At 66.1% G+C, this 19,441-nt stretch carries 16 protein-coding genes and 1 CRISPR repeat array; of the genes, 5 read left to right on the forward strand and 11 right to left on the reverse strand.

Going from position 1 to position 19,441, the window contains the following annotated elements:
* The first annotated feature begins 177 nt into the window (after positions 1 to 177).
* Genes cas9 through cas2 form a run of 3 tightly spaced genes read left to right on the forward strand, consistent with a single transcriptional unit; the run spans position 178 to position 4,745 of the window.
* Positions 178 to 3,450, forward strand: a complete 3,273-nt coding sequence (gene cas9 / locus QE363_RS17410) for a type II CRISPR RNA-guided endonuclease Cas9 (protein ID WP_309697303.1) — start codon at positions 178 to 180, stop codon at positions 3,448 to 3,450.
* Positions 3,451 to 3,465: 15 nt separating this feature from the next.
* Positions 3,466 to 4,395, forward strand: coding sequence for a type II CRISPR-associated endonuclease Cas1 (gene cas1, locus QE363_RS17415; RefSeq protein ID WP_309697305.1), 930 nt, complete (start codon positions 3,466 to 3,468; stop codon positions 4,393 to 4,395).
* A 56-nt stretch (positions 4,396 to 4,451) separates the two neighbouring features.
* Positions 4,452 to 4,745 (forward strand): CRISPR-associated endonuclease Cas2, encoded by a 294-nt coding sequence (cas2, locus tag QE363_RS17420; protein ID WP_309697307.1) that lies wholly within the window; start codon positions 4,452 to 4,454, stop codon positions 4,743 to 4,745.
* Positions 4,746 to 4,817: 72 nt separating this feature from the next.
* Positions 4,818 to 5,381: a CRISPR direct-repeat array (repeat unit 36 nt; unit sequence AGCATAGCCGCTCAGAGATTGCGGTCCAGCGGCAAC).
* Between the two features lie 187 nt (positions 5,382 to 5,568).
* Here cas2 and lpdA read toward each other — a convergent pair.
* The 10 genes from lpdA to phhA all read right to left on the reverse strand — a co-directional run bounded on the left by lpdA (position 5,569) and on the right by phhA (position 17,739).
* The gene (gene lpdA, locus QE363_RS17425; RefSeq protein WP_309697309.1) at positions 5,569 to 6,963 is read right to left on the reverse strand and encodes a dihydrolipoyl dehydrogenase; all 1,395 of its coding nucleotides are present in this window, start codon (positions 6,961 to 6,963) and stop codon (positions 5,569 to 5,571) included.
* 109 nt (positions 6,964 to 7,072) lie between these two features.
* Positions 7,073 to 8,305, reverse strand: a complete 1,233-nt coding sequence (odhB, locus tag QE363_RS17430; RefSeq protein ID WP_309697311.1) for a 2-oxoglutarate dehydrogenase complex dihydrolipoyllysine-residue succinyltransferase — start codon at positions 8,303 to 8,305, stop codon at positions 7,073 to 7,075.
* A gap of 114 nt (positions 8,306 to 8,419) precedes the next feature.
* Positions 8,420 to 11,398 (reverse strand): 2-oxoglutarate dehydrogenase E1 component, encoded by a 2,979-nt coding sequence (locus QE363_RS17435; RefSeq protein ID WP_309697313.1) that lies wholly within the window; start codon positions 11,396 to 11,398, stop codon positions 8,420 to 8,422.
* A gap of 130 nt (positions 11,399 to 11,528) precedes the next feature.
* On the reverse strand, positions 11,529 to 12,413 hold the full coding sequence (gene sucD, locus QE363_RS17440; protein WP_307100711.1) for a succinate--CoA ligase subunit alpha: 885 nt from the start codon (positions 12,411 to 12,413) through the stop codon (positions 11,529 to 11,531).
* Between the two features lie 53 nt (positions 12,414 to 12,466).
* Positions 12,467 to 12,766 carry a GIY-YIG nuclease family protein gene (locus tag QE363_RS17445; RefSeq protein WP_387429495.1) on the reverse strand — a complete coding sequence of 100 codons (300 nt, stop codon included), beginning with the start codon at positions 12,764 to 12,766 and terminating at the stop codon, positions 12,467 to 12,469.
* A gap of 58 nt (positions 12,767 to 12,824) precedes the next feature.
* Positions 12,825 to 13,787 (reverse strand): malate dehydrogenase, encoded by a 963-nt coding sequence (mdh, locus tag QE363_RS17450; protein WP_261268936.1) that lies wholly within the window; start codon positions 13,785 to 13,787, stop codon positions 12,825 to 12,827.
* A 127-nt stretch (positions 13,788 to 13,914) separates the two neighbouring features.
* Entirely contained in the window at positions 13,915 to 15,033 is a 1,119-nt protein-coding gene (gene zapE, locus QE363_RS17455) for a cell division protein ZapE (RefSeq protein WP_309697317.1), read from the reverse strand.
* A gap of 226 nt (positions 15,034 to 15,259) precedes the next feature.
* Positions 15,260 to 16,039: a succinate dehydrogenase iron-sulfur subunit gene (locus tag QE363_RS17460; protein ID WP_261268934.1), complete on the reverse strand. Its 780-nt coding sequence runs from the start codon at positions 16,037 to 16,039 to the stop codon at positions 15,260 to 15,262.
* Between the two features lie 109 nt (positions 16,040 to 16,148).
* A complete protein-coding gene (locus QE363_RS17465) occupies positions 16,149 to 16,724 on the reverse strand; it encodes a ClpP family protease (RefSeq protein ID WP_307100720.1) in 576 nt (191 codons plus the stop codon).
* 145 nt (positions 16,725 to 16,869) lie between these two features.
* Entirely contained in the window at positions 16,870 to 17,739 is an 870-nt protein-coding gene (gene phhA / locus QE363_RS17470) for a phenylalanine 4-monooxygenase (protein ID WP_309697320.1), read from the reverse strand.
* A gap of 14 nt (positions 17,740 to 17,753) precedes the next feature.
* Between phhA and QE363_RS17475 the strand changes: the two genes are divergently transcribed.
* Positions 17,754 to 18,449: a TIGR02117 family protein gene (locus tag QE363_RS17475; RefSeq protein ID WP_309697323.1), complete on the forward strand. Its 696-nt coding sequence runs from the start codon at positions 17,754 to 17,756 to the stop codon at positions 18,447 to 18,449.
* Entirely contained in the window at positions 18,440 to 19,150 is a 711-nt protein-coding gene (locus QE363_RS17480; RefSeq protein ID WP_309697325.1) for an alpha/beta hydrolase, read from the forward strand. Before QE363_RS17475 ends, QE363_RS17480 begins: the two co-directional genes overlap by 10 nt.
* Here QE363_RS17480 and QE363_RS17485 read toward each other — a convergent pair.
* Positions 19,144 to 19,434 (reverse strand): hypothetical protein, encoded by a 291-nt coding sequence (locus tag QE363_RS17485; protein ID WP_309697328.1) that lies wholly within the window; start codon positions 19,432 to 19,434, stop codon positions 19,144 to 19,146. The genes QE363_RS17480 and QE363_RS17485 overlap by 7 nt on opposite strands.
* Positions 19,435 to 19,441 lie beyond the last annotated feature (7 nt).

Raw genomic sequence — 19,441 nt, forward strand, 5'->3', positions numbered from 1 at the left:
GCTTGTTAGCCGCCAGTACCGCAATCTCTGAGGCCCGCAGTCTTTGCGATTTCATGGCGTCGGTCAAGTGCGATTTACCGCCGGAACGAACCATCTTCCGGTTTCCGCCCAAGGACTTTCCTCCCAAGATAAACGCGTCCATCATTCGGCCGAACGAAGAGATGGGCGGGGGAGCAGATGGGCTGGCGACTGGGACTGGATCTAGGCGCGAATTCGCTGGGCTGGGCCGCGCTGCACCTGGACGGCGCGGGCGATCCCGACGGCATCCTCGCCATGGGATCGCGAATCTTCAGCGACGGGCGCGATCCCAAGTCGGGCGCCTCGCTGGCCGTCGACCGGCGCGCCGCCCGCGCGATGCGGCGGCGGCGCGACCGATTCAAGCAGCGTCAGGCCGCACTCATCAAATATCTGATTCGCGACGGGCTTTTCCCCGCCGACCAGGCCGAGCGGCAGAGGCTGGCGGTCGAGGACCCCTATGCCCTGCGGGCCCGCGCGCTGGATGAAGCGCTGTCGCCGTTCGAGCTGGGCCGCGCGCTGTTCCACCTCAACCAGCGACGCGGTTTCCAGTCCAATCGCAAGACCGATCGCGGCCAGGATGACGAGGCGGGCAAGATCGCGGTCGGCGTCGACCGGCTGACCCGGCAGATGCGGGAAAGCGATGCCCGGACGCTGGGTGAGTTTCTCCATCGAAGGCGTCAGGCGGCGGAGGATGCCAACCATATCCCCTCGGTCCGCACCCGGCTGCGCCCCGAAACCGGCGAGGGGGCCAAGGGCGACGGCTATGACTTCTATCCCTCGCGCGCGCTGATCGCCGAGGAGTTCGCCGAGATCTGGGCGGCACAGGCACCGCATCATCCGACCGTGCTGACGCGCGAGGTCCATGACCGGCTGTACGAGATCATCTTTCACCAGCGCCCGCTCAAGGCCCCGCCGGTCGGGCAATGCACGCTGGTCCCCGGCGAGACGCGGCTGGCCAAGGCGCATCCGCTGTTCCAGAAGCGCCGCCTGCTCGAGGAGATCAACGCACTGACGATCGTGCGGGCGGGCGAGATCGCGCAGCGGCTGACGCCCGAGCAGCGCGATGTGCTGTTCCTGGCGCTCAAGACGCGCGCGAAGATGAGCTTCGCCACCCTGCGCAAGCAGCTGAAGCTCGACCCCGCCGACCGTTTCAACAAGGAGAGCGAGAACCGCACCGAATTGAAGGGCGACGAGGTCGCCGCCGAACTGGGCGCAAAGAAGCGGTTCGGGACACGCTGGGCCCATCTGTCGACCGAGGCGCGATGGGAGGTGGTGCAGCGGCTGACGGCGCTCGAGAGCGAGCGCGACGAGGCGGCGTTCGCGGACTGGCTGCGGCAGACCCATGGGCTTTCGGAGGACGAGGCCCGGGCGGTGCTGGGCGCACGCTTGCCGGACGGGCATGGCCGCTTCGGGCCGACCGCGACGACGACGCTGATCGACTCGCTGCTCCACGACCGGACCGAGGATGGCCGGGTCCTGGTCTATAGCGAGGCGGTGCAGAGATCGGGCCTCGGCCATCACAGCGATTTCCGCCGCGACGACTCCGATAGGGAGGTCAGCGAACTGCCTTATTACGGCGTCGCGCTGGAACGGCATATCATGCCGGGCACCGCCGAGCCGACCGATCCCGATGAGATGCGGATCGGCCGTCTGACCAACCCCACGGTGCATATCGGGCTGAACCAGCTTCGCCATGTCGTGAACCGCCTGATCCGCGCCTATGGCCCGCCCGACGAAATCGCGGTCGAACTCGCCCGCGAACTGAAGCTGACCGACGAGGAAAAGAAGCGGCGCAACCGCGAAAATGCCGAGAACCGCCTCGCCGCCGAGGGGCGGTCCCGCAAGCTGGAGGAGATTCGCCAGCGTGACAGCGGCGCGAACCGCGCGCTTCTGAAGCTGTGGGAGGAACTCAATCCGGGCAATGTGCTCGATCGCCGCTGCATCTATACCGGCGAACAGATTTCGATCGACATGCTGTTCTCCGCCCAGGTCGAGGTCGATCACATCCTGCCCTTTGCCGAGACGCTGGACGATTCGAACGGCAACAAGCTGCTCTGCCTGCGCGAGGCCAATCGCGAGAAGCGGCGCCGCTCCCCCTATGAGGCCTGGGGCCACACCGATCGCTGGCCGGGGATCGCCGAACGCGCCTCTCGGCTGCCCAAGGCCAAACGCTGGCGCTTCGAACCCGATGCGATGCAGCGTTTCGCGCAGGATGACGGATTCCTGGCGCGGCATCTGGTCGACACCCAGTATCTGGGGCGGCTGGCGCGCGAATATCTGACCTCGCTCTATCCCGGACGCGGGGAGGGATCGAACCCCGTCTGGGTATCGCCCGGCCGCCTGACCGAGATGGTCCGGCGCAAGCTGGGGCTGAACGATCTGCTGCCCGACCATAATTTCGGCGGCGGCGCGGACCAGCCCAAGAACCGGCTCGACCATCGCCATCACGCGATCGACGCGGTCGTGGTCGCGATCGTCGACCGGGGCATGCTGAACGCCATCGCCCGCGCTTCGGGTCAGGAGGGCAGCGAGGGGCGCGAGCGAATCCATGTCCCCGCCCCTTGGGACGGCTTTCGCGACGATCTGCGCGCGGCGGTCAACCGCATCATCGTGTCGCACCGCCCCGATCACGGCACGGTGTCCAAGGCGGGCCTGCACCCCGGTCGCGACCAGACCGCCGGGCGGCTGCACAACGACACCGCCTATGGCCTGACGGGCGAGACGGATGCCAAGGGCAACAGCATCGTCGTCCGGCGCGTGCCGCTGGGCGCGATCAGGAAGCCCGCCGATATCGTCCGGGTCCGCGATCCGCTGCTCCGAACCGCGCTGGCCGAATTCACCCAGGGGCATGACGGCAAGGCGTTCGAGGCCCGCATGGCGCGCTTCGGCGAACTCGGCCCCCTGCTCTACCGCGGCATCCGCCGGGTGCGCGTGACCGAGCCCCTGACCATCATCCCGATCCGCGACCGCGATGGCCGCGCGTACAAGGGCTATAAGGGCGACAGCAATTATCGGTACGACGTGTGGGAGATGCCCGATGGGAAGTGGCGGTGCCAGGTGATCTCGATGTTCGATGCCCACCAGACCTCCGAACAGCCACGCCCCCATCCGGCCGCGCGGAAAATCCTGAGCCTTCAGCGCAACGATATGCTCGCGGTCGAGCGGACCGACGGCAACCGCGAGCTGGTTCGCGTCGTGAAATTCTCCGAGAAGCAATTCGCCGTCGCGGCACCGCATGAGGGCGGAGCCCTGAAAGCCCGCGATGCCGATGGGGACGATCCGTTCCGCTATCTCTATCCGTCACCCAACACGCTCAAGGGCTGGCGGGCCCGACAGGTGCGCATCGACGAACTCGGCCGCGTGCTCGACCCCGGCTTTCCCGCCCGCAAGACCGTAAGGCGCACCCGCCCCCGCGCCGCGCCGGCCGACTGACGGACGCGCACCGCGATGGGGCTGGAACGGATCGTCGATATCGACACCGACAACCGGCATCTGTCCGCCCATCGCGGCTTCCTGATCGTCTCGGAGGATCGGGTCGAGGTCGGCCGCGTGCCGCTCGACGATGTGGGCGCGGTCATCGTCCATGCGCATGGCATCACCTGGTCGACCAACCTGATCGTCGCGCTGGCCGAGCGGGGCGCGGTCCTGCTGCTATGCGGCGCCAATCACAGCCCCGCCGCCATCTGCCTGCCGATCGACGGTCATCATGCGCAGAACGGTCGGATGCGCGCACAATGGGAGGCTGGCCGGCCGCTGTCGAAGCAGCTGTGGCGCGCGCTGGTCGTCGCCAAGATCCGCTGGCAAGGCGCGGTACTGGCCGCCAACGGCCACTCCGCCACCGCCTTCGACCATCTGGCGCGCAAGGTCGGGTCGGGCGATCCCGAAAATGTCGAGGCACAGGCGGCGCGGCGATACTGGCCGCTGCTGATGGGCGAGACCTTTCGTCGCGACCGGGATGCGGACGGCACCAATGCGCTGCTCAATTATGGCTATGCGGTGATGCGCGCGACCTGTGCCCGCGCGGTGGTCGCGGCGGGGCTCCATCCGTCGATCGGGGTGCATCATGCGCATCGCGGCAATCCGCTGGCGCTGGCCGACGACGTGATCGAGCCGTTTCGCGCGCTGGTCGATGCGCTGACCCTGAGGCTGATTGCGCGCGACATCACCCGCGTCACGCCCGAGGCCAAGCGCGCCTATGCCGGGCTGATCGCGGTCGACCTGATGCTGGATGACGGGATTACGACCGTCTGGCTCGCCATCCAGCGCGTCGCCCAGACGCTGGCGCGCAGCTTTCAGACCGGGCGTGCCGCGGACCTGATCCTGCCCCTGCCGCCCTCCGCGCTGGAGCTGGCCGGGCTGGACGGCTTGGTCCGATGACCATGGGATCGCCAGGCAACGGGCAATTGTCGGGATATCGGCTGATGTGGATCTTCGTGATGTTCGACCTGCCGGTGACCACCAAGTCGGAGGCCCGCGCAGCGACCAGGTTCCGCGAATATCTGCTCGACGAGGGATTCGAGAAAAGCCAGTTTTCGGTCTATGCCCGCTTTTGCAGCGGCAAGGAACAGATGGAGGCCTATCTGCGTCGTATCGAGGCCCATCTGCCCGACAAGGGAGAGGTCCACATCTTGAGCTTTACCGACCGCCAATATGAAAACATCATCCGCTTCGCCGGCCAGTCCCGCCGACAGCCGCGAAAAAACCCCGATCAGTTGGCGCTGTTTTGATGACTCGCGAAGGGTTTGACTATGCCGGATGGGGATTTCGTCGTTGCGGATCAACACGATATCCCACCATCCAGCATAGCCGCTCAGAGATTGCGGTCCAGCGGCAACTGCCGCCGCAACGGCCAAGCGCGAGCAGATAGCATAGCCGCTCAGAGATTGCGGTCCAGCGGCAACCCGCCGTTCGCGCTGCAGCTCCCGCCACAGAGCATAGCCGCTCAGAGATTGCGGTCCAGCGGCAACTCGGAGGCAAAGCCCCCGATCCTGGATATCAGCATAGCCGCTCAGAGATTGCGGTCCAGCGGCAACCCCCGAGGACAAGCGGGCATACACCTACCAAGCATAGCCGCTCAGAGATTGCGGTCCAGCGGCAACCCCCGAGGACAAGCGGGCATACACCTACCAAGCATAGCCGCTCAGAGATTGCGGTCCAGCGGCAACCTTGCTGTGCGGCCTGCATCTGAAGTTTTTAGCATAGCCGCTCAGAGATTGCGGTCCAGCGGCAACGAGCATGGACATGATCCGTGGTCAGAACGAAGCATAGCCGCTCAGAGATTGCGGTCCAGCGGCAACGAAGGACAGGTTGCGGACGTCCACGTCGGGAGCATAGCCGCTCAGAGATTGCGGTCCAGCGGTAACAGACGCCGGATGCTGGGCGCGAGGCAACCGAGCATAGCTGGTCAGACACTATAATCCAGCAAGGACCCCCGCACGAGAGCACGACGGAATGCGCCGCCGTAACCACCGCCCCCAACCCGCAAAACAAGAAAGGGGCAAGCATCCCGCGATGCCCGCCCCTTTTTGCGGATAGCCCAGCCGTGACGGGTCAGATGTGGATCGGCTTGCCCTGCACCGCCATGGCGGCTTCCTTGAGCGCCTCGGCATGGGTCGGGTGTGCGTGGCAGGTGTACGCGATGTCCTCGGACGTCGCGCCGAACTCCATCGCCTGCGCGGCCTGCGCGATCATCGTGCCCGCGAGGCTCGAGATGATCCACACGCCCAGCACGCGGTCCGTCTTCGCGTCGGCGATGACCTTCACGAAGCCGTCGGTGTCGCGGTTGGTCTTGGCGCGGCTGTTCGCCATGAAGGGGAACTTGCCGACCTTGACCTCGCCACGCTCCTTGGCGGCTTCTTCCGACAGGCCGACACCGGCGATCTCGGGCATGGTGTAGACGACGCTGGGGATGACGTCGTGGTTCACGATGCCGGTCTGGCCCGCGATGTTCTCGGCGACCGCGACGCCTTCGTCCTCGGCCTTGTGCGCGAGCATCAGGCCCGGCGCGACGTCGCCAATCGCCCATATGCCGTCGACATTGGTCGCGAAGTCATGGTCGATCTCGACCTGGCCACGGTTGTTCAGCTTCACGCCGGCGGCTTCCAGGTTCAGCCCGTCGGTGTTGGGCTTGCGGCCGATCGCGACCAGCACGGCATCGGCCGACAGCGTTTCCGCCGCACCGCCCGCCGCCGGCTCGACCGACACGGTCGCGCGGTCGCCCTCGACGGTGACGCCGGTCACCTTGGTCGAGGTCTTCAGCTCCATGCCCTGCTTCTTGAAGAGCTTGGCCGATTCCTTGCGGACCTCGCCGTCGAAGCCCGGCAGGATCTGGTCGAGATATTCGACGACCGTGACCTTGGCCCCCAGACGCCGCCAGACCGAGCCCAGCTCCAGCCCGATCACGCCACCGCCGATGACGACCAGATGCTCTGGCACCTTGGGCAGCGCCAGCGCGCCGGTCGAGTCGACCACGACCTTCTGGTCGATCGCGACGCCCGGCAGCGGGGTGACGACCGAGCCGGTCGCGATCACGATGTCGCGCGCGGTGACGGTCTGGTCGCCGACCGTGACCGTGCTCGAATCCTGGAACGCGGCCTTGCCCTTCAGCCAGGTGACCTTGTTCTTCTTGAAGAGATATTCGATGCCGCCGGTCAGCTCGCCGACCGCCTTGGCCTTTTCGGCGTGCATCTGGTCGAGGTTGAGCTTCGCGCCCTCGATCTCGACACCGAACTTGGCAAGCGCGCCGTGCGATGCCTCCTCAAACAGCTCGGAGGCATGGAGCAGCGCCTTGGACGGGATGCAGCCGACATTGAGGCAGGTGCCGCCCAGCGTCTCGCGCGCCTCGGCGCATGCGGTCTTCAGGCCCAGCTGCGCCGCGCGGATCGCCGCGACATAGCCGCCGGGGCCAGCGCCGATCACCAGGACGTCATAGTCATACTCAGCCATTTGTCTCTCCCGTTCCCCGGCTTTCGGGGTCCAGCCTGCGGGCGCACCCGCCTTACATAGCAAGGACGGACCCTCGCCGCGGCGAGGGCCCGTATAGATCACGAAACGATCAGAGGTCGATCAGGATGCGGGTCGGATCCTGGATCGCGTTCTTCAGCGCGACGAGGAAGGTCACCGCCTCGCGGCCGTCGATGATGCGGTGGTCATAGGACAGCGCCAGGTACATCATCGGGCGGATGACGATCTGGCCGTCGACGACGACCGGACGCTCCTCGATACGGTGGAGACCCAGCACCGCCGACTGGGGCGGGTTGATGATCGGGGTCGACATCAGCGAGCCGAACACGCCGCCGTTCGAGATGGTGAAGGTGCCGCCCTTCATCTCTTCCATCTTCAGCGTGCCTTCCTTGGCGCGCTTGCCGAAGTCGCCGATCGTCTTCTCGATACCCGCGACCGTCAGGTCCTGCGCATCGCGGATGACCGGCACGACCAGGCCGTTCGGGGCCGAGACGGCAACCGAGATGTCGGCATAGTCGTGATAGACGATCTCATCGCCCTCGATCGAGGCGTTGACCGACGGAATGTCCTTCAGCGCCATCGTCGCGGCCTTCACGAAGAAGCCCATGAAGCCCAGGCGGACGCCATGCTTCTTCTCGAACAGGTCCTTATACTTGGCGCGCGCCTCGATCACCGCGGTCATGTCGACGTCGTTGAACGTCGTCAGCATCGCGGCGGTGTTCTGCGCTTCCTTCAGGCGCTTGGCGATCGTCTGACGCAGGCGCGTCATCTTCACGCGCTCTTCCTTGCGCGCCGAACCGGCGGGGGCAGCAGCAGCCGGAGCGGCGGCCGGGGCCGGAGCGCTCGACTTGTTGGCGGCGGCGGCGGCGACATCTTCCTTGGTGATGCGGCCGTCCTTGCCGGTGCCCTTGATCGTCGCGGGGTCGAGGCCATGCTCGAGGACCGCACGGCGCACCGACGGCGACAGCGCTGCGGGCGAGTCGCTCGACTCCTCAGCAGCAGGCGCAGCGACCGGTGCAGGCGCGGCAGCGGCCGGAGCCGCGGTCACGGCAGGCGTCGCCGCTTCGGTCTTGGCCGGGGCCGAGCCACCGGCATCGACAGTCGCCAGAAGCGCGCCGACCTGCACCGTGTCGCCGACCTTGACGGCATGCTGGCCCATGACACCCGCCACCGGCGAGGGCACTTCGACCGAGACCTTGTCGGTCTCCAGGCTCGCGATCGGCTCATCGACCGCCACCGCGTCACCCGGCTGCTTCAGCCATTCGCCCAACGTCGCCTCGGAGATCGATTCGCCCAGCACCGGGACCAGAACTTCAGTCGCCATTTCCATTTCCTCCGCCCGGTCCATCGACCGGGGCTCTTACGCGGGCGGGCAAAACGCCCGCGCCAGATTTCATTCCTCCCCGGCCCGCTCAGGAGCCGGGGAACTCGGTTAAGATCAGTCCGCCGCCGCCGTGGTCGGCTTGGCGGTGGTGTTGCTGCCCTCGGCGCGCGTCCGGCGGATTTCCTCGCGGACATTGTGGCCCAGCGCATCGGCGACCAGCGCGCCCTGCTCGGCGGTGTGGCGCTTCATCAGGCCGGTGGCGGGCGATGCCGCCGCCGCACGACCCGCATAGCGCGCCCGCTTCACCGACGCCCCGGCCTCGGCCAGCGCTTCCTCGATCAGCGGCTCGACGAAGAACCAGTAACCGTTGTTCTTCGGCTCTTCCTGCGCCCAGACCACGTCCTGCAGGTTCGGCATGCGCGCGATCCGCTTGGCGAGCGCGTCGCTCGGGAACGGATAGAGCTGCTCGACGCGCACGATCTGGGTCGTGGTGTCGCCCGCCGCGTCGCGTGCCTCGATCAGGTCATAGGCGACCTTGCCGGTGCACAGGACCAGACGCGTCGTCGCCTCGTCGGCGGCGCCGTTGGTGTCCGACAGCAGGCGGCGGAAGTGGCTCTCGCCCTGGAAGTCCTCGGCCTTCGACACCGCCAGCTTGTGACGCAGCAGCGACTTGGGCGTGAAGACGATCAGCGGCTTGCGGAAGTTACGGTGCATCTGGCGGCGCAACAGGTGGAAATAGTTGGCCGGGGTGGTGCAGTTCGCAACCTGGATATTGTCGTTGGCGCAGGACTGGAGGAAGCGCTCGGGACGCGCCGACGAGTGCTCCGGCCCCTGCCCTTCATAGCCATGCGGCAGCAGCATCACGAGGCCGTTGGCACGCAGCCACTTGGACTCGCCCGACGTGATGAACTGGTCGATCATGATCTGCGCGCCGTTGACGAAGTCGCCGAACTGCGCCTCCCACAGCACTAAAGTCTTCGGATCGGCGAGCGCATAGCCATATTCGAAGCCCAGCACGCCATACTCGGACAGCGGGCTGTCCAGCACCTCGAAGCTGCCATGCTCGACGGTCTTCAGCGGCACGTACTTATGCTCGTCGGTCTGGTCGACCCAGACCGCGTGACGCTGCGAGAAGGTGCCGCGACCCGAATCCTGGCCCGACAGACGCACGCCGTAACCTTCCGACAGCAGCGAACCGAAGGCCAGCGCCTCGCCGGTCGCCCAGTCGAAATTCTCACCCGTCGCGAACATCTGCCGCTTGGCGTCGAGCACGCGGTTCAGAGTCTTGTGGACCTGAAGCCCCTCGGGAATCGTGGTCAGCGTGCGGCCGATCGCGTCGAACAGCTTCTTGTCGAGGCCGGTCTCCACGTTGCGGCGACCCTGGTCGGTTTCCTTGGGTGCCGACAGGCCCGACCAGCGACCGGCGAACCAGTCAGCCTTGTTGGGCTTGTAGCTCTGACCCGCCTCGAACTCGCCTTCGCAGCGCGTGGTGTACTGCTTGATATTCTCGTCGACCCAGGCCTGGTCCACGACACCCTCGGCGACGAGGCGCTTCGAGTAGATCTCGCTGACACCGGGGTGCGAGCGGATCTTGTTGTACATCAGCGGCTGGGTGAAGCCCGGCTCGTCGCCTTCGTTATGACCGAAGCGGCGATAGCACCACATGTCGATCACGATGTCGCGGTGGAACTTCTGGCGGAACTCGATCGCCATCTTGGTGGCGAAGGTCACCGCCTCGGGGTCGTCGCCATTGACGTGGAAGACCGGCGCCTGGACGCCCTTGGCCACATCCGACGGATAGGGCGAGGAGCGCGCGAACTGCGGGCTGGTGGTGAAGCCCACCTGGTTGTTGATGATGAAGTGGACGCAGCCACCCGTGTTGTAGCCGCGGATGCCGGAGAAGCCGAGGCACTCCCAGACGATGCCCTGGCCCGCGAACGCCGCGTCGCCATGGATCAGCACCGGCACCGAGGCGGCGTGATCGGTCAGGTCGCCCGCGATGGTCTGGATCGCGCGGGTCTTGCCCAGCACGACCGGGTTCACCGCCTCAAGGTGCGAGGGGTTGGCGACCAGCGACATATGGACCTTGTGCCCATCGAACTCACGGTCGGTCGAGGTGCCGAGGTGGTACTTCACGTCGCCCGAACCGCCGATGTCATCGGGGTTGGCCGAGCCACCGGCGAATTCGTGGAAGATCACGCGCAGCGGCTTGGCCATCACATTGGCCAGCACGTTCAGACGGCCACGATGCGCCATGCCGAACACGATCTCGCGCACGCCCATCTGGCCACCGTACTTGATGACCGATTCGAGCGCGGGGATCATCGACTCGCCGCCATCCAGGCCGAAGCGCTTGGTGCCGACATATTTCTTGCCGAGGAATTTTTCCCACTGCTCGGCCTCGATGACCTTGTTCAGGATCGCCTTCTTGCCATCGACGGTGAAGTCAATCGCCTTGTCCTGGCCTTCCATCCGGTCCTGGAGGAAGCGGCGCTCCTCCACGTCCGCGATGTGCATATATTCCAGGCCGATATTGCCGCAGTAATTCTTGCGCAGCGTGTCGACCAGCTCGCGAACGGTCGCCCATTCGAAGCCCATCGTGCCGCCCAGATAGACCTTGCGGTCGAGATCGGCGTCGGTGAAGCCGTGATATTCGGTCTTCAGGTCCTCGGGAAGCTCACGCAGGCCCGACAGGCCCAGCGGGTCGAGGTTGGCAGCAAGATGGCCGCGCACCCGGTAGGTGCGGATCAGCATCTGCGCGCGAATCGCGTCGCCCGCCGCCTTGACGATGTCGGCGGTCGAGGGGGCCGCAGCCGGAGCCGCCGCAGCGGGCTTGCCACCCTTGGCGGGCTTGGGCGCGGGTTCCATCTGGGTCGGGTCGAGGCCCGCCGTCAGATCGTCGGTCGAGGTCAGCGGCCAGCGCTTGTTCTGCCAGCTGGGCGCGCCCACGCCCTGCTCCAGACCGTCGAAAAAGGTCCGCCAGCCTGCATCGACCGACGACGAGTCGGCCTGATACTTGGCATAGAGCGTTTCGATGAAAGCGGGGCTGACGCCCGCCGCGATTTCGCTGAATTCCTGGCCTTCGTAGCCCATGAGACGCTTCCTCGACCGCCCGTCTTCTTCATGATCGCCACCCCGGCACATCCGCCTGGGGTCCGCAGCCGCGAGCGGCCCGCCTGCCGCCACGGACCCCGGCGGGTGTGCCGGGGTGACGCGATACGCCTTACTTGTTCAGCACCGACAACAGGGTCGAGCCGAGCTCCGACGGGCTGGCCGCGACCTTGATCCCGGCCGCTTCCATCGCCGCGATCTTGTCCTCGGCGCCGCCCTGGCCGCCCGACACGATCGCACCGGCATGGCCCATGCGACGGCCCGGAGGCGCGGTGCGGCCCGCGATGAAGCCGGCCATCGGCTTCGAACGGCCGCGCTTGGCCTCGTCGCGCAGGAACTGCGCGGCTTCTTCTTCGGCCGAGCCGCCGATCTCGCCGATCATGATGATCGACTTCGTTTCGTCATCGGCCAGGAACAGCTCGAGCACGTCGATGAAGTTAGTGCCGTTGACAGGATCGCCGCCGATGCCGACCGCGGTCGTCTGGCCAAGACCAGCGTTCGAGGTCTGAAACACCGCCTCATAGGTCAGGGTTCCCGAACGCGACACGACGCCGACCGAGCCCTTCTTGAAGATCGAACCCGGCATGATGCCGATCTTGCACTCGCCCGGCGTCAGCACGCCCGGGCAGTTCGGACCGATCAGGCGCGACTTCGAACCCGAAAGGGCGCGCTTCACCTTGACCATGTCGAGGACCGGAATGCCCTCGGTGATCGCGACGATCAGCGGGATCTCGGCGTCGATGGCTTCCAGGATCGAGTCGGCCGCGAAGGGCGGCGGAACGTAGATGACCGACGCATCGGCGCCCGTCTTCGACTTGGCTTCGGCGACGGTGTTGAAGACCGGCAGGCCGATATGCTCGGTGCCGCCCTTGCCCGGCGTCACGCCGCCGACCATCTGCGTGCCATAGGCCAGCGCCTGCTGGGTGTGGAACGTGCCGGTTTCACCCGTCATGCCCTGGGTGATGACCTTGGTGTTCTTGTTGACGAGGATGCTCATCTGCTTTTCGTCCTTACCGCCCCGGCGCAGGCCGGGGCCCAGTTGCGATACGGTTATGGCAGTGCGATGCGATCATACAGGTCATCCCAATCGGGATTTAGCCCTTCGATCTCTCGCAGCTTCCAAAGCCGCTTCCAATTCTTCATTCGCAGTTCGCGTTGCCGCGCTGCTTCCCAGCTATCATGCACCTCGTACCATACGAGCCGATGACAGCGGTTATCCCGCGTGAACCCAGCCACCACGTCGTTGCGATGCTCCCACACGCGCCGCGGCAAATTAGTCGTCGAACCGAGATAGATCGTTCCGTTCCGACCGCTGGCCATGATGTAGACGAAGGCTTGCGCTTCGATCACTCTGGCCAACCCAACTGGGCCCCGGCCTTCGCCGGGGCGGTGTTATTCCTTTAATGAATTACGCCAGGCTCTCGTCGATGCCCTTGCAGGCGACGAGCAGTTCCTTGACCGCGTCGACCGAGACCTGAAGGTTCGCCTTCGCCTCGTCCGACAGCTTGACCTCGACGACCTTCTCGACGCCACCGGCGCCGATCACGACGGGCACGCCGACGTACAGATTGTCGATGCCATATTCACCCGACAGGTGGGCAGCGGCGGGCAGGATGCGCTTCTGGTCGTACAGATACGCCTCGGCCATCGCGATGCCGCTGGTGGCGGGCGCATAATAGGCCGAGCCGGTCTTGAGCAGCGCGACAATCTCGCCGCCACCGCCACGGGTGCGCTTGACGATCTCTTCGACCTTTTCCTTGGTCGAGAAGCCCATCTCGATCAGGTCGCTGACCGGGATGCCGCTGACGGTCGAATATTCCAGGACCGGGACCATGGTGTCGCCGTGGCCGCCGAGGACGAAGGTGTTCACGTCCTTCACCGACACGCCGAACTCTTCGGCGAGGAAGTGGCTGAAGCGCGCCGAGTCGAGCACGCCCGCCATGCCGACGACCTTGTTCGCGGGCAGACCCGAAAATTCGCGCAGCGCCCAGACCATCGCGTCGAGCGGGTTGGTGATGCAGATGACGAATGCGTCGGGGGCGTTGTCGCGGATGCCCTCGCCGACCGCCTTCATCACCTTCAGGTTGATGCCGAGCAGGTCGTCGCGGCTCATGCCGGGCTTGCGCGCGACACCGGCGGTGACGATGATGACATCGGCGCCCGCAATGTCGGCGTAATCGTTGGAACCCTTGATATTCGCGTCGAAGCCTTCGACCGGGCCGCACTGCGACAGGTCGAGCGCCTTGCCCTGGGGCACGCCCTCGACGACGTCGAACAGGACGATATCGCCCAGCCCCTTGAGCGCGGCGAGGTGCGCCAACGTGCCGCCGATGTTGCCGGCGCCGATCAGCGCGATCTTCTTGCGAGCCATTCCAATCCTACTCCGTAGTGGACGTGCGTGATTGGTCACGCGGCCTACGCCTATATGGGCGTCGGGGCAACCGTTATTCCACAGAGTTTAAGATTTTAAACGATAATAGTTCGCAAGTGCATTAAGGTCAAATCAAGGGCTCGCCCGACCCGTGCCCCTGCGCCAGATAGTCCTCGGAGCGCATCTCTTCGAGGCGGCTGATCGTCCGTTCGAACTCGAATCGACCATCCCCGGTTTCATAGAGTTCGGCGGGCTGCGCATCGGCTGCGGCGAGCAGCTTGACCTTGTGTTCGTAGAGCGCGTCGATCAGCTGGACGAAGCGCGCCGCCTCGTTGCGATTCTCCGGCCCCAACTTGGGAATGCCCACCAGGATGACGGTGTGGAAGCGCCGTGCGACCGCCAGATAGTCCGCCGCCCCCCGCGCCGCGCCGCACAGCCGCTTGAACGAGAAGACCGCGACGCCCTTCAGCGCCTTGGGGACATGCAGCACCCGGCCGCCGACCTTCAGATCCTCCGAGGGCACATGCGCGGCATCCTCGACCGGATAGTCGGTCAGGCGGAAGAAGGTCGCCGACAGCGTCAGCGTGGCCTTCGGCCCATTGGGCACCAGCCAGGTGTCGAGCCGCCCCAGCCGGTCGCGCCGGTAATCGGTCGGCCCGTTGAGCGCCAGCACGTCCAGCCGCGCCTCGATCAGCGCGATGAAGGGCAGGAAATGCTCGCGGTTGAGCCCGTTCTTGTACAGGTCCCTGGGCGGCCGGTTGGAGGTGGTGACAATCGTCACCCCCGCCTCGATCAGCGCGGTGAACAGCCGCGACAGGATCATCGCGTCGGGGCTGTTGGTCACCATCATCTCGTCGAACGCCAGCAGCCGGACTTCCTCGGCCAGCGCGGCGGCGACGGGGGCGATCGGCTCGCCCGCCTGCTTGGCCCGCTCGGTGGCGATGCGGGCATGGACCTCCAGCATGAACTCGGCGAAATGAACCCGGCGCTTGGCCTCGACCGCGACATGGTCGAAGAACAGGTCCATCAGCATCGACTTGCCGCGCCCGACATCACCCCAGAGATAGACGCCCTTGGGCGCAGGCGTGCCCTTGCCGGTCAGGCGCGCGAAGAAGCCGGTCTTGCGCGGCGTTTCCAATTCGGTCGCCAGTTGCTGGAGCCGGGCGGCGGCGGCGGCCTGTTCGGGATCGGGGCGAAGCTCTCCGGCTTCGATCAGGCGGCGATAGGCATGGAGGATGTCGGGCATGTTGGGGGGCGGTGTCTGCCCTGGCCTCTTTCCCGTCAACCCCATTCCTCCCCTGGAAGGGGAGGTGGCAGCCCGCAGGGCTGACGGAGGGGTGTCACCGCCCGATCAGGGATACCGCCCCTCCACCATCGCCTGCGCGATGGTCCCCCTCCCCAAGCGAGCTTGGGGAGGAATAGAAAAAGGGGGCCGTTTCCGACCCCCTTCCCGTTTCCGTCGACCAACCGGATCAGATGATCCGCTCGGCCTCCATCTTCTTGATTTCCGCGATCGCCTTGGCCGGGTTCAGACCCTTGGGGCAGACATTCGCGCAGTTCATGATCGTGTGGCAGCGATAGAGGCGGAAGGGGTCTTCCAGCTCGTCCAGGCGCTCGCCGGTCATCTCGTCGCGGCTGTCGGCCAGCCAGCGATAGGCCTGGAGCAGGATCGCCGGGCCGAGGAACTTGTCGCTGTTCCACCAATAGCTGGGGCACGAGGTCGAGCAGCAGGCGCACAGGATGCACTCGTACAGACCGTCCAGCTTCGCGCGGTCGTCGGGCGACTGGAGCCGTTCCTTGCCTGAGGGCGCAGGCGACACGGTCTGCAGCCACGGCTTGATCGAGGCATACTGCGCGTAGAAGTGCGTGAAGTCGGGGACCAGGTCCTTGACCACGTCCATATGCGGCAGCGGGGTGATCTGGACGGTGCCCTTCACATCCTCGATCGCGGTGGTGCAGGCCAGGCCGTTGCGACCGTCGATGTTCATCGCGCACGATCCGCAAATGCCCTCGCGGCACGACCGACGGAAGGTCAGCGAGCTGTCCTGCTCCGCCTTCATCTTGATCAACGCGTCGAGCACCATCGGACCGCATTCGTCCAGATCGATCTCGAACGTGTCGTAACGCGGATTCTGGCCCGAGTCGGGATCGTAGCGATAGACCTTGAACTTTTTCAGACGGCCGCCGGTGGTCGCCTTATGCGTTTCGCCCTTCTTGATGACGCTGTTCTTCGGCAGGGCAAATTCGGCCATGGTCACAAACCCGCTGGATGGGCCGACAGGCATGTCGGCAAAGGATCGCTCCCGCCGATACATGACAGGGGCGCATGTCGCAAATGTCTTGACCGATTTAGGCGCTGCCTCAGATCACATCAAGGACGAGGCCCAGCTCGCGCGCCTCCTCGGCATCGATATACCAGTTGCTGCGGGCCTTTTCCTGAAGCGTCTCGAAGGTCACCTTCGATCCGTTGACGATGGCGCGGAAGCCCTCCTCCTGGATCAGCACCGACTGCTCGATCTCGTGCAGCTTGGCCTTCAGCACCACGGGCAGGTTGGTGAGCGGGCCGGACAGGTCGATGCTGCCGCTCATCTGCCGCTCGTGCAGCATTAGGCGGGTGCCGCGCGTCAGGAAGCGATATTCGACCGGAAAGGCCGACATGAAGGTCGCCCCCGCCGAATAGACCGCGACCTTGCCCAGGAACAGCGTGTCGCGCCCCGTATAGTCGCGCAGCAGCCGGATCGAGTCGCCCATCGCCCGCGCCATCTCCGGATCGCCGCCCAGCGTGGTGATCGACACGACCAGCGGACCGTCCGCCGGCGCGGCGGCGAGCTGGTCCTTGAACCCGGCATACATCACCTCGTCCACCGTGCCGTACAGCTGGATGTGCGGGCGGGCGAGCAGCGGATAGTTCACCGCATTGTTGGGATGGTCATGCATGATGCAGCGAACCGGGGGCGGAGGCGAAGGTTCCGATGGCCGGTTTGTCCGTGGCCTTCGACTTCGCTCAGGCTGAACGGAGTTTGGTATCCAGCCCCTCCCCACCGCCGTTCAGGCTGAGCGAAGTCGAAGCCCAAGCGACACCCTATCCCAGCCTTCCCTTCGCATAATCCTGCGTCCCGTGGGTCAGGACCTCATCACCGTCCACGATCTCCGCCACCGGTATATCGGGCAACGCCTTGATCTGCGCGTATAGCGGCGCGAAGTCCGTCTCCAGCGTGGTGCGAAGCAATTCCTCGAACGACGGGATCACGAAATAATTCTGCTGGAAATCGTCGATCCGATATTCGGTGCGCATCACGCGGGCGAGGTCGAAGCCGATCCGGTTGGGACTCGGGTCCTCCAGCGCGAAGCGGCTTTCCGAATAGCTCGACACGATGCCTGCGCCATAGATACGCAGGTCCCCGCCCTCGCGCACCAGCCCGAACTCGACCGTGTACCAATAGAGCCGCCCGAGATATTTCAGCGCATCCATTCCCAGCGCGCGCTGCCCCCCGCGCCCATAGGCGGCGAGATAATCGGCGAAGACCGGGTCGGCGAGCATCGGCACATGGCCGAACACGTCGTGAAAGACGTCGGGTTCCTGAAGATAGTCGAGCTGGTCGGGCCGCCGGATGAAGTTGCCCGCGACGAAGCGGCGATTGGCCATATGGTCGAAGAACACATCGTCGGGCACCAGCCCCGGCACCGCCACCACCTGCCACCCGGTCAGCGTCATCAGGCGTTCGGACAATTCCTCGAAATCGGGAATGCCGGGGCGCGACAGCTTGAGCACGTCGAGGCCGCGCAGATACGCCTCCGACGCGCGGCCCGGCAGCAATCTGGACTGGCGCGCGAACAGCGTGTCCCAGGTCGCATGCTCCTCGGCCGTATAATGCGCCCAGCCCTGGGGGATGGTCCAGTCGGCACCGGCCCCTTCGGGCGGAGCGGCGAGAACATGGGTATCCTGTGCCATTCGTGGAGCCTATCATGATGATGGTGACAAATGAAACCATATCGTGGCGACGGCTCGGCCGGGTTGCAAGGGGGATAGCGGCCGCCATCGGGTTGATCCTGCTGGGCTATTTCGCGTTGGGACTGGCGCTGGGGGCGGTTCCGCGTCGCACCATCGCCCTGCCCGCCCCCGGCCCCGATGCGGTCACCATCTTCGTCGAGTCGAGCGCGGTCCATACCGCCATCATCCTTCCCAAACAGGCGGCGGGGGTGGACTGGCGCGACTGGGCGCGGGCCGAGGACTTGCGCGATCCGCGCTATGCGGGCTTTCCCTATCTCGCCATCGGCTGGGGCGAGGCCGGCTTTTTCCGCGAGACGCCGCACTGGCGCGACGTCAGGCCGGGGACGATCCTCCATGCCGCGCTGGGCAGCGACCGGACGCTGATCCATGTCGACCACCTGCCGCTTCCGCGTGCGAATGGCGACGATGTGCGGATGATCCGCCTGTCGCCCGAGGCGTATCGCCACATGGTCGCGTTCATCCAGGGAAGCTGGCGGAGCAATGGCGCTCATTATCCCGGCTATGACGTGTACGATGCCTTTTACGAAGCGAGGGGGCGGTACAGCGCCGCCCACACCTGCAACAGCTGGACCGGCGACGCGCTGGCGGCGGCGGGGGTGCGGATGGGGTGGTGGACGCCCTTCCCCCGGACGGTGATGGCATGGCTGTGATCCCGCCGCCGTCCAAGGCGCTCTGGGCGGCCGAGCTTCCGCGTGCGCTGTGGATGGGCGCGACCTGGTGGCGGCACCGCGCCGAGCTGGCCGCCGCGCCGCGGGGCGACGGGCGGGCGGTGATGGTGCTGCCCGGCCTGTTCAACAGCGACCGGTCGAACATCGTCCTGCGCCGCTATCTGGCCGCCAGGGGCTACCGCGTTCGTGGCTGGGGACTCGGGCGCAACCTTGGGGTGCGCAGTGTCGGGCCGGACGCCGGACATCTGATCGCACGGATCGAGTCGGTCGCCGATCGCGGGCCGGTGACGCTGATCGGCATCAGCCTGGGCGGGATCATGGCGCGGATGGTGGCGCAGGCGCGCCCCGATCTGGTCGCGGACGTCGTCACCATTTCCTCGCCCTATGCGGGACCGGCCCGCGCGACCAATGTCTGGCGCGCGTTCGAGACGCTGACCGGCGAGCGGGTGGACGATCCGGCCGTCATCGCGCGCTCGGCGGCGATCGCCGGGCCGCTGCCCTGCCCCTCCGCCGCGATCTGGAGCCGGAGCGACGGGCTGGTCGCCGGGATCATCTGCCGCGACGACACGACCCCGGCGGTCGAGGTCCGCTCCAGCCACTTATGGGTGCAGCATCGGCCCCAGGTGCTGGCGGCGGTGGCGACCATCCTGGCGGCATGGCCGCCGCCCGTCAGCGGTCAGTAACCGGCGCGATAGCCTTCATAACCCTGCTGGCCCTGCTGGCACTGCTCGGGGTGCTTGCGGCACTGTTTCTCGTAATCGCGACGCTCGCGGCCTTCGCGCGCTTCCTGCTTGCGCATCTTGCGACCGTAATTGCGGTCCGCCTCGTCCTGGCTGGTCGTCGTCCAGTCGACCACCTGCCCCGCCGCCTGGAACGGGGCCTTCACCACGCTGGCGACCGTCTTGACGCAGCCCCCCAGGCTGAGCGGCAGGGTCAGGACGGCGATTTTCAGGACGAGGTTACGCATGGTCACG

The organism is Sphingomonas sp. SORGH_AS_0870 (assembly GCF_031453175.1).
Classification (GTDB): domain Bacteria; phylum Pseudomonadota; class Alphaproteobacteria; order Sphingomonadales; family Sphingomonadaceae; genus Sphingomonas.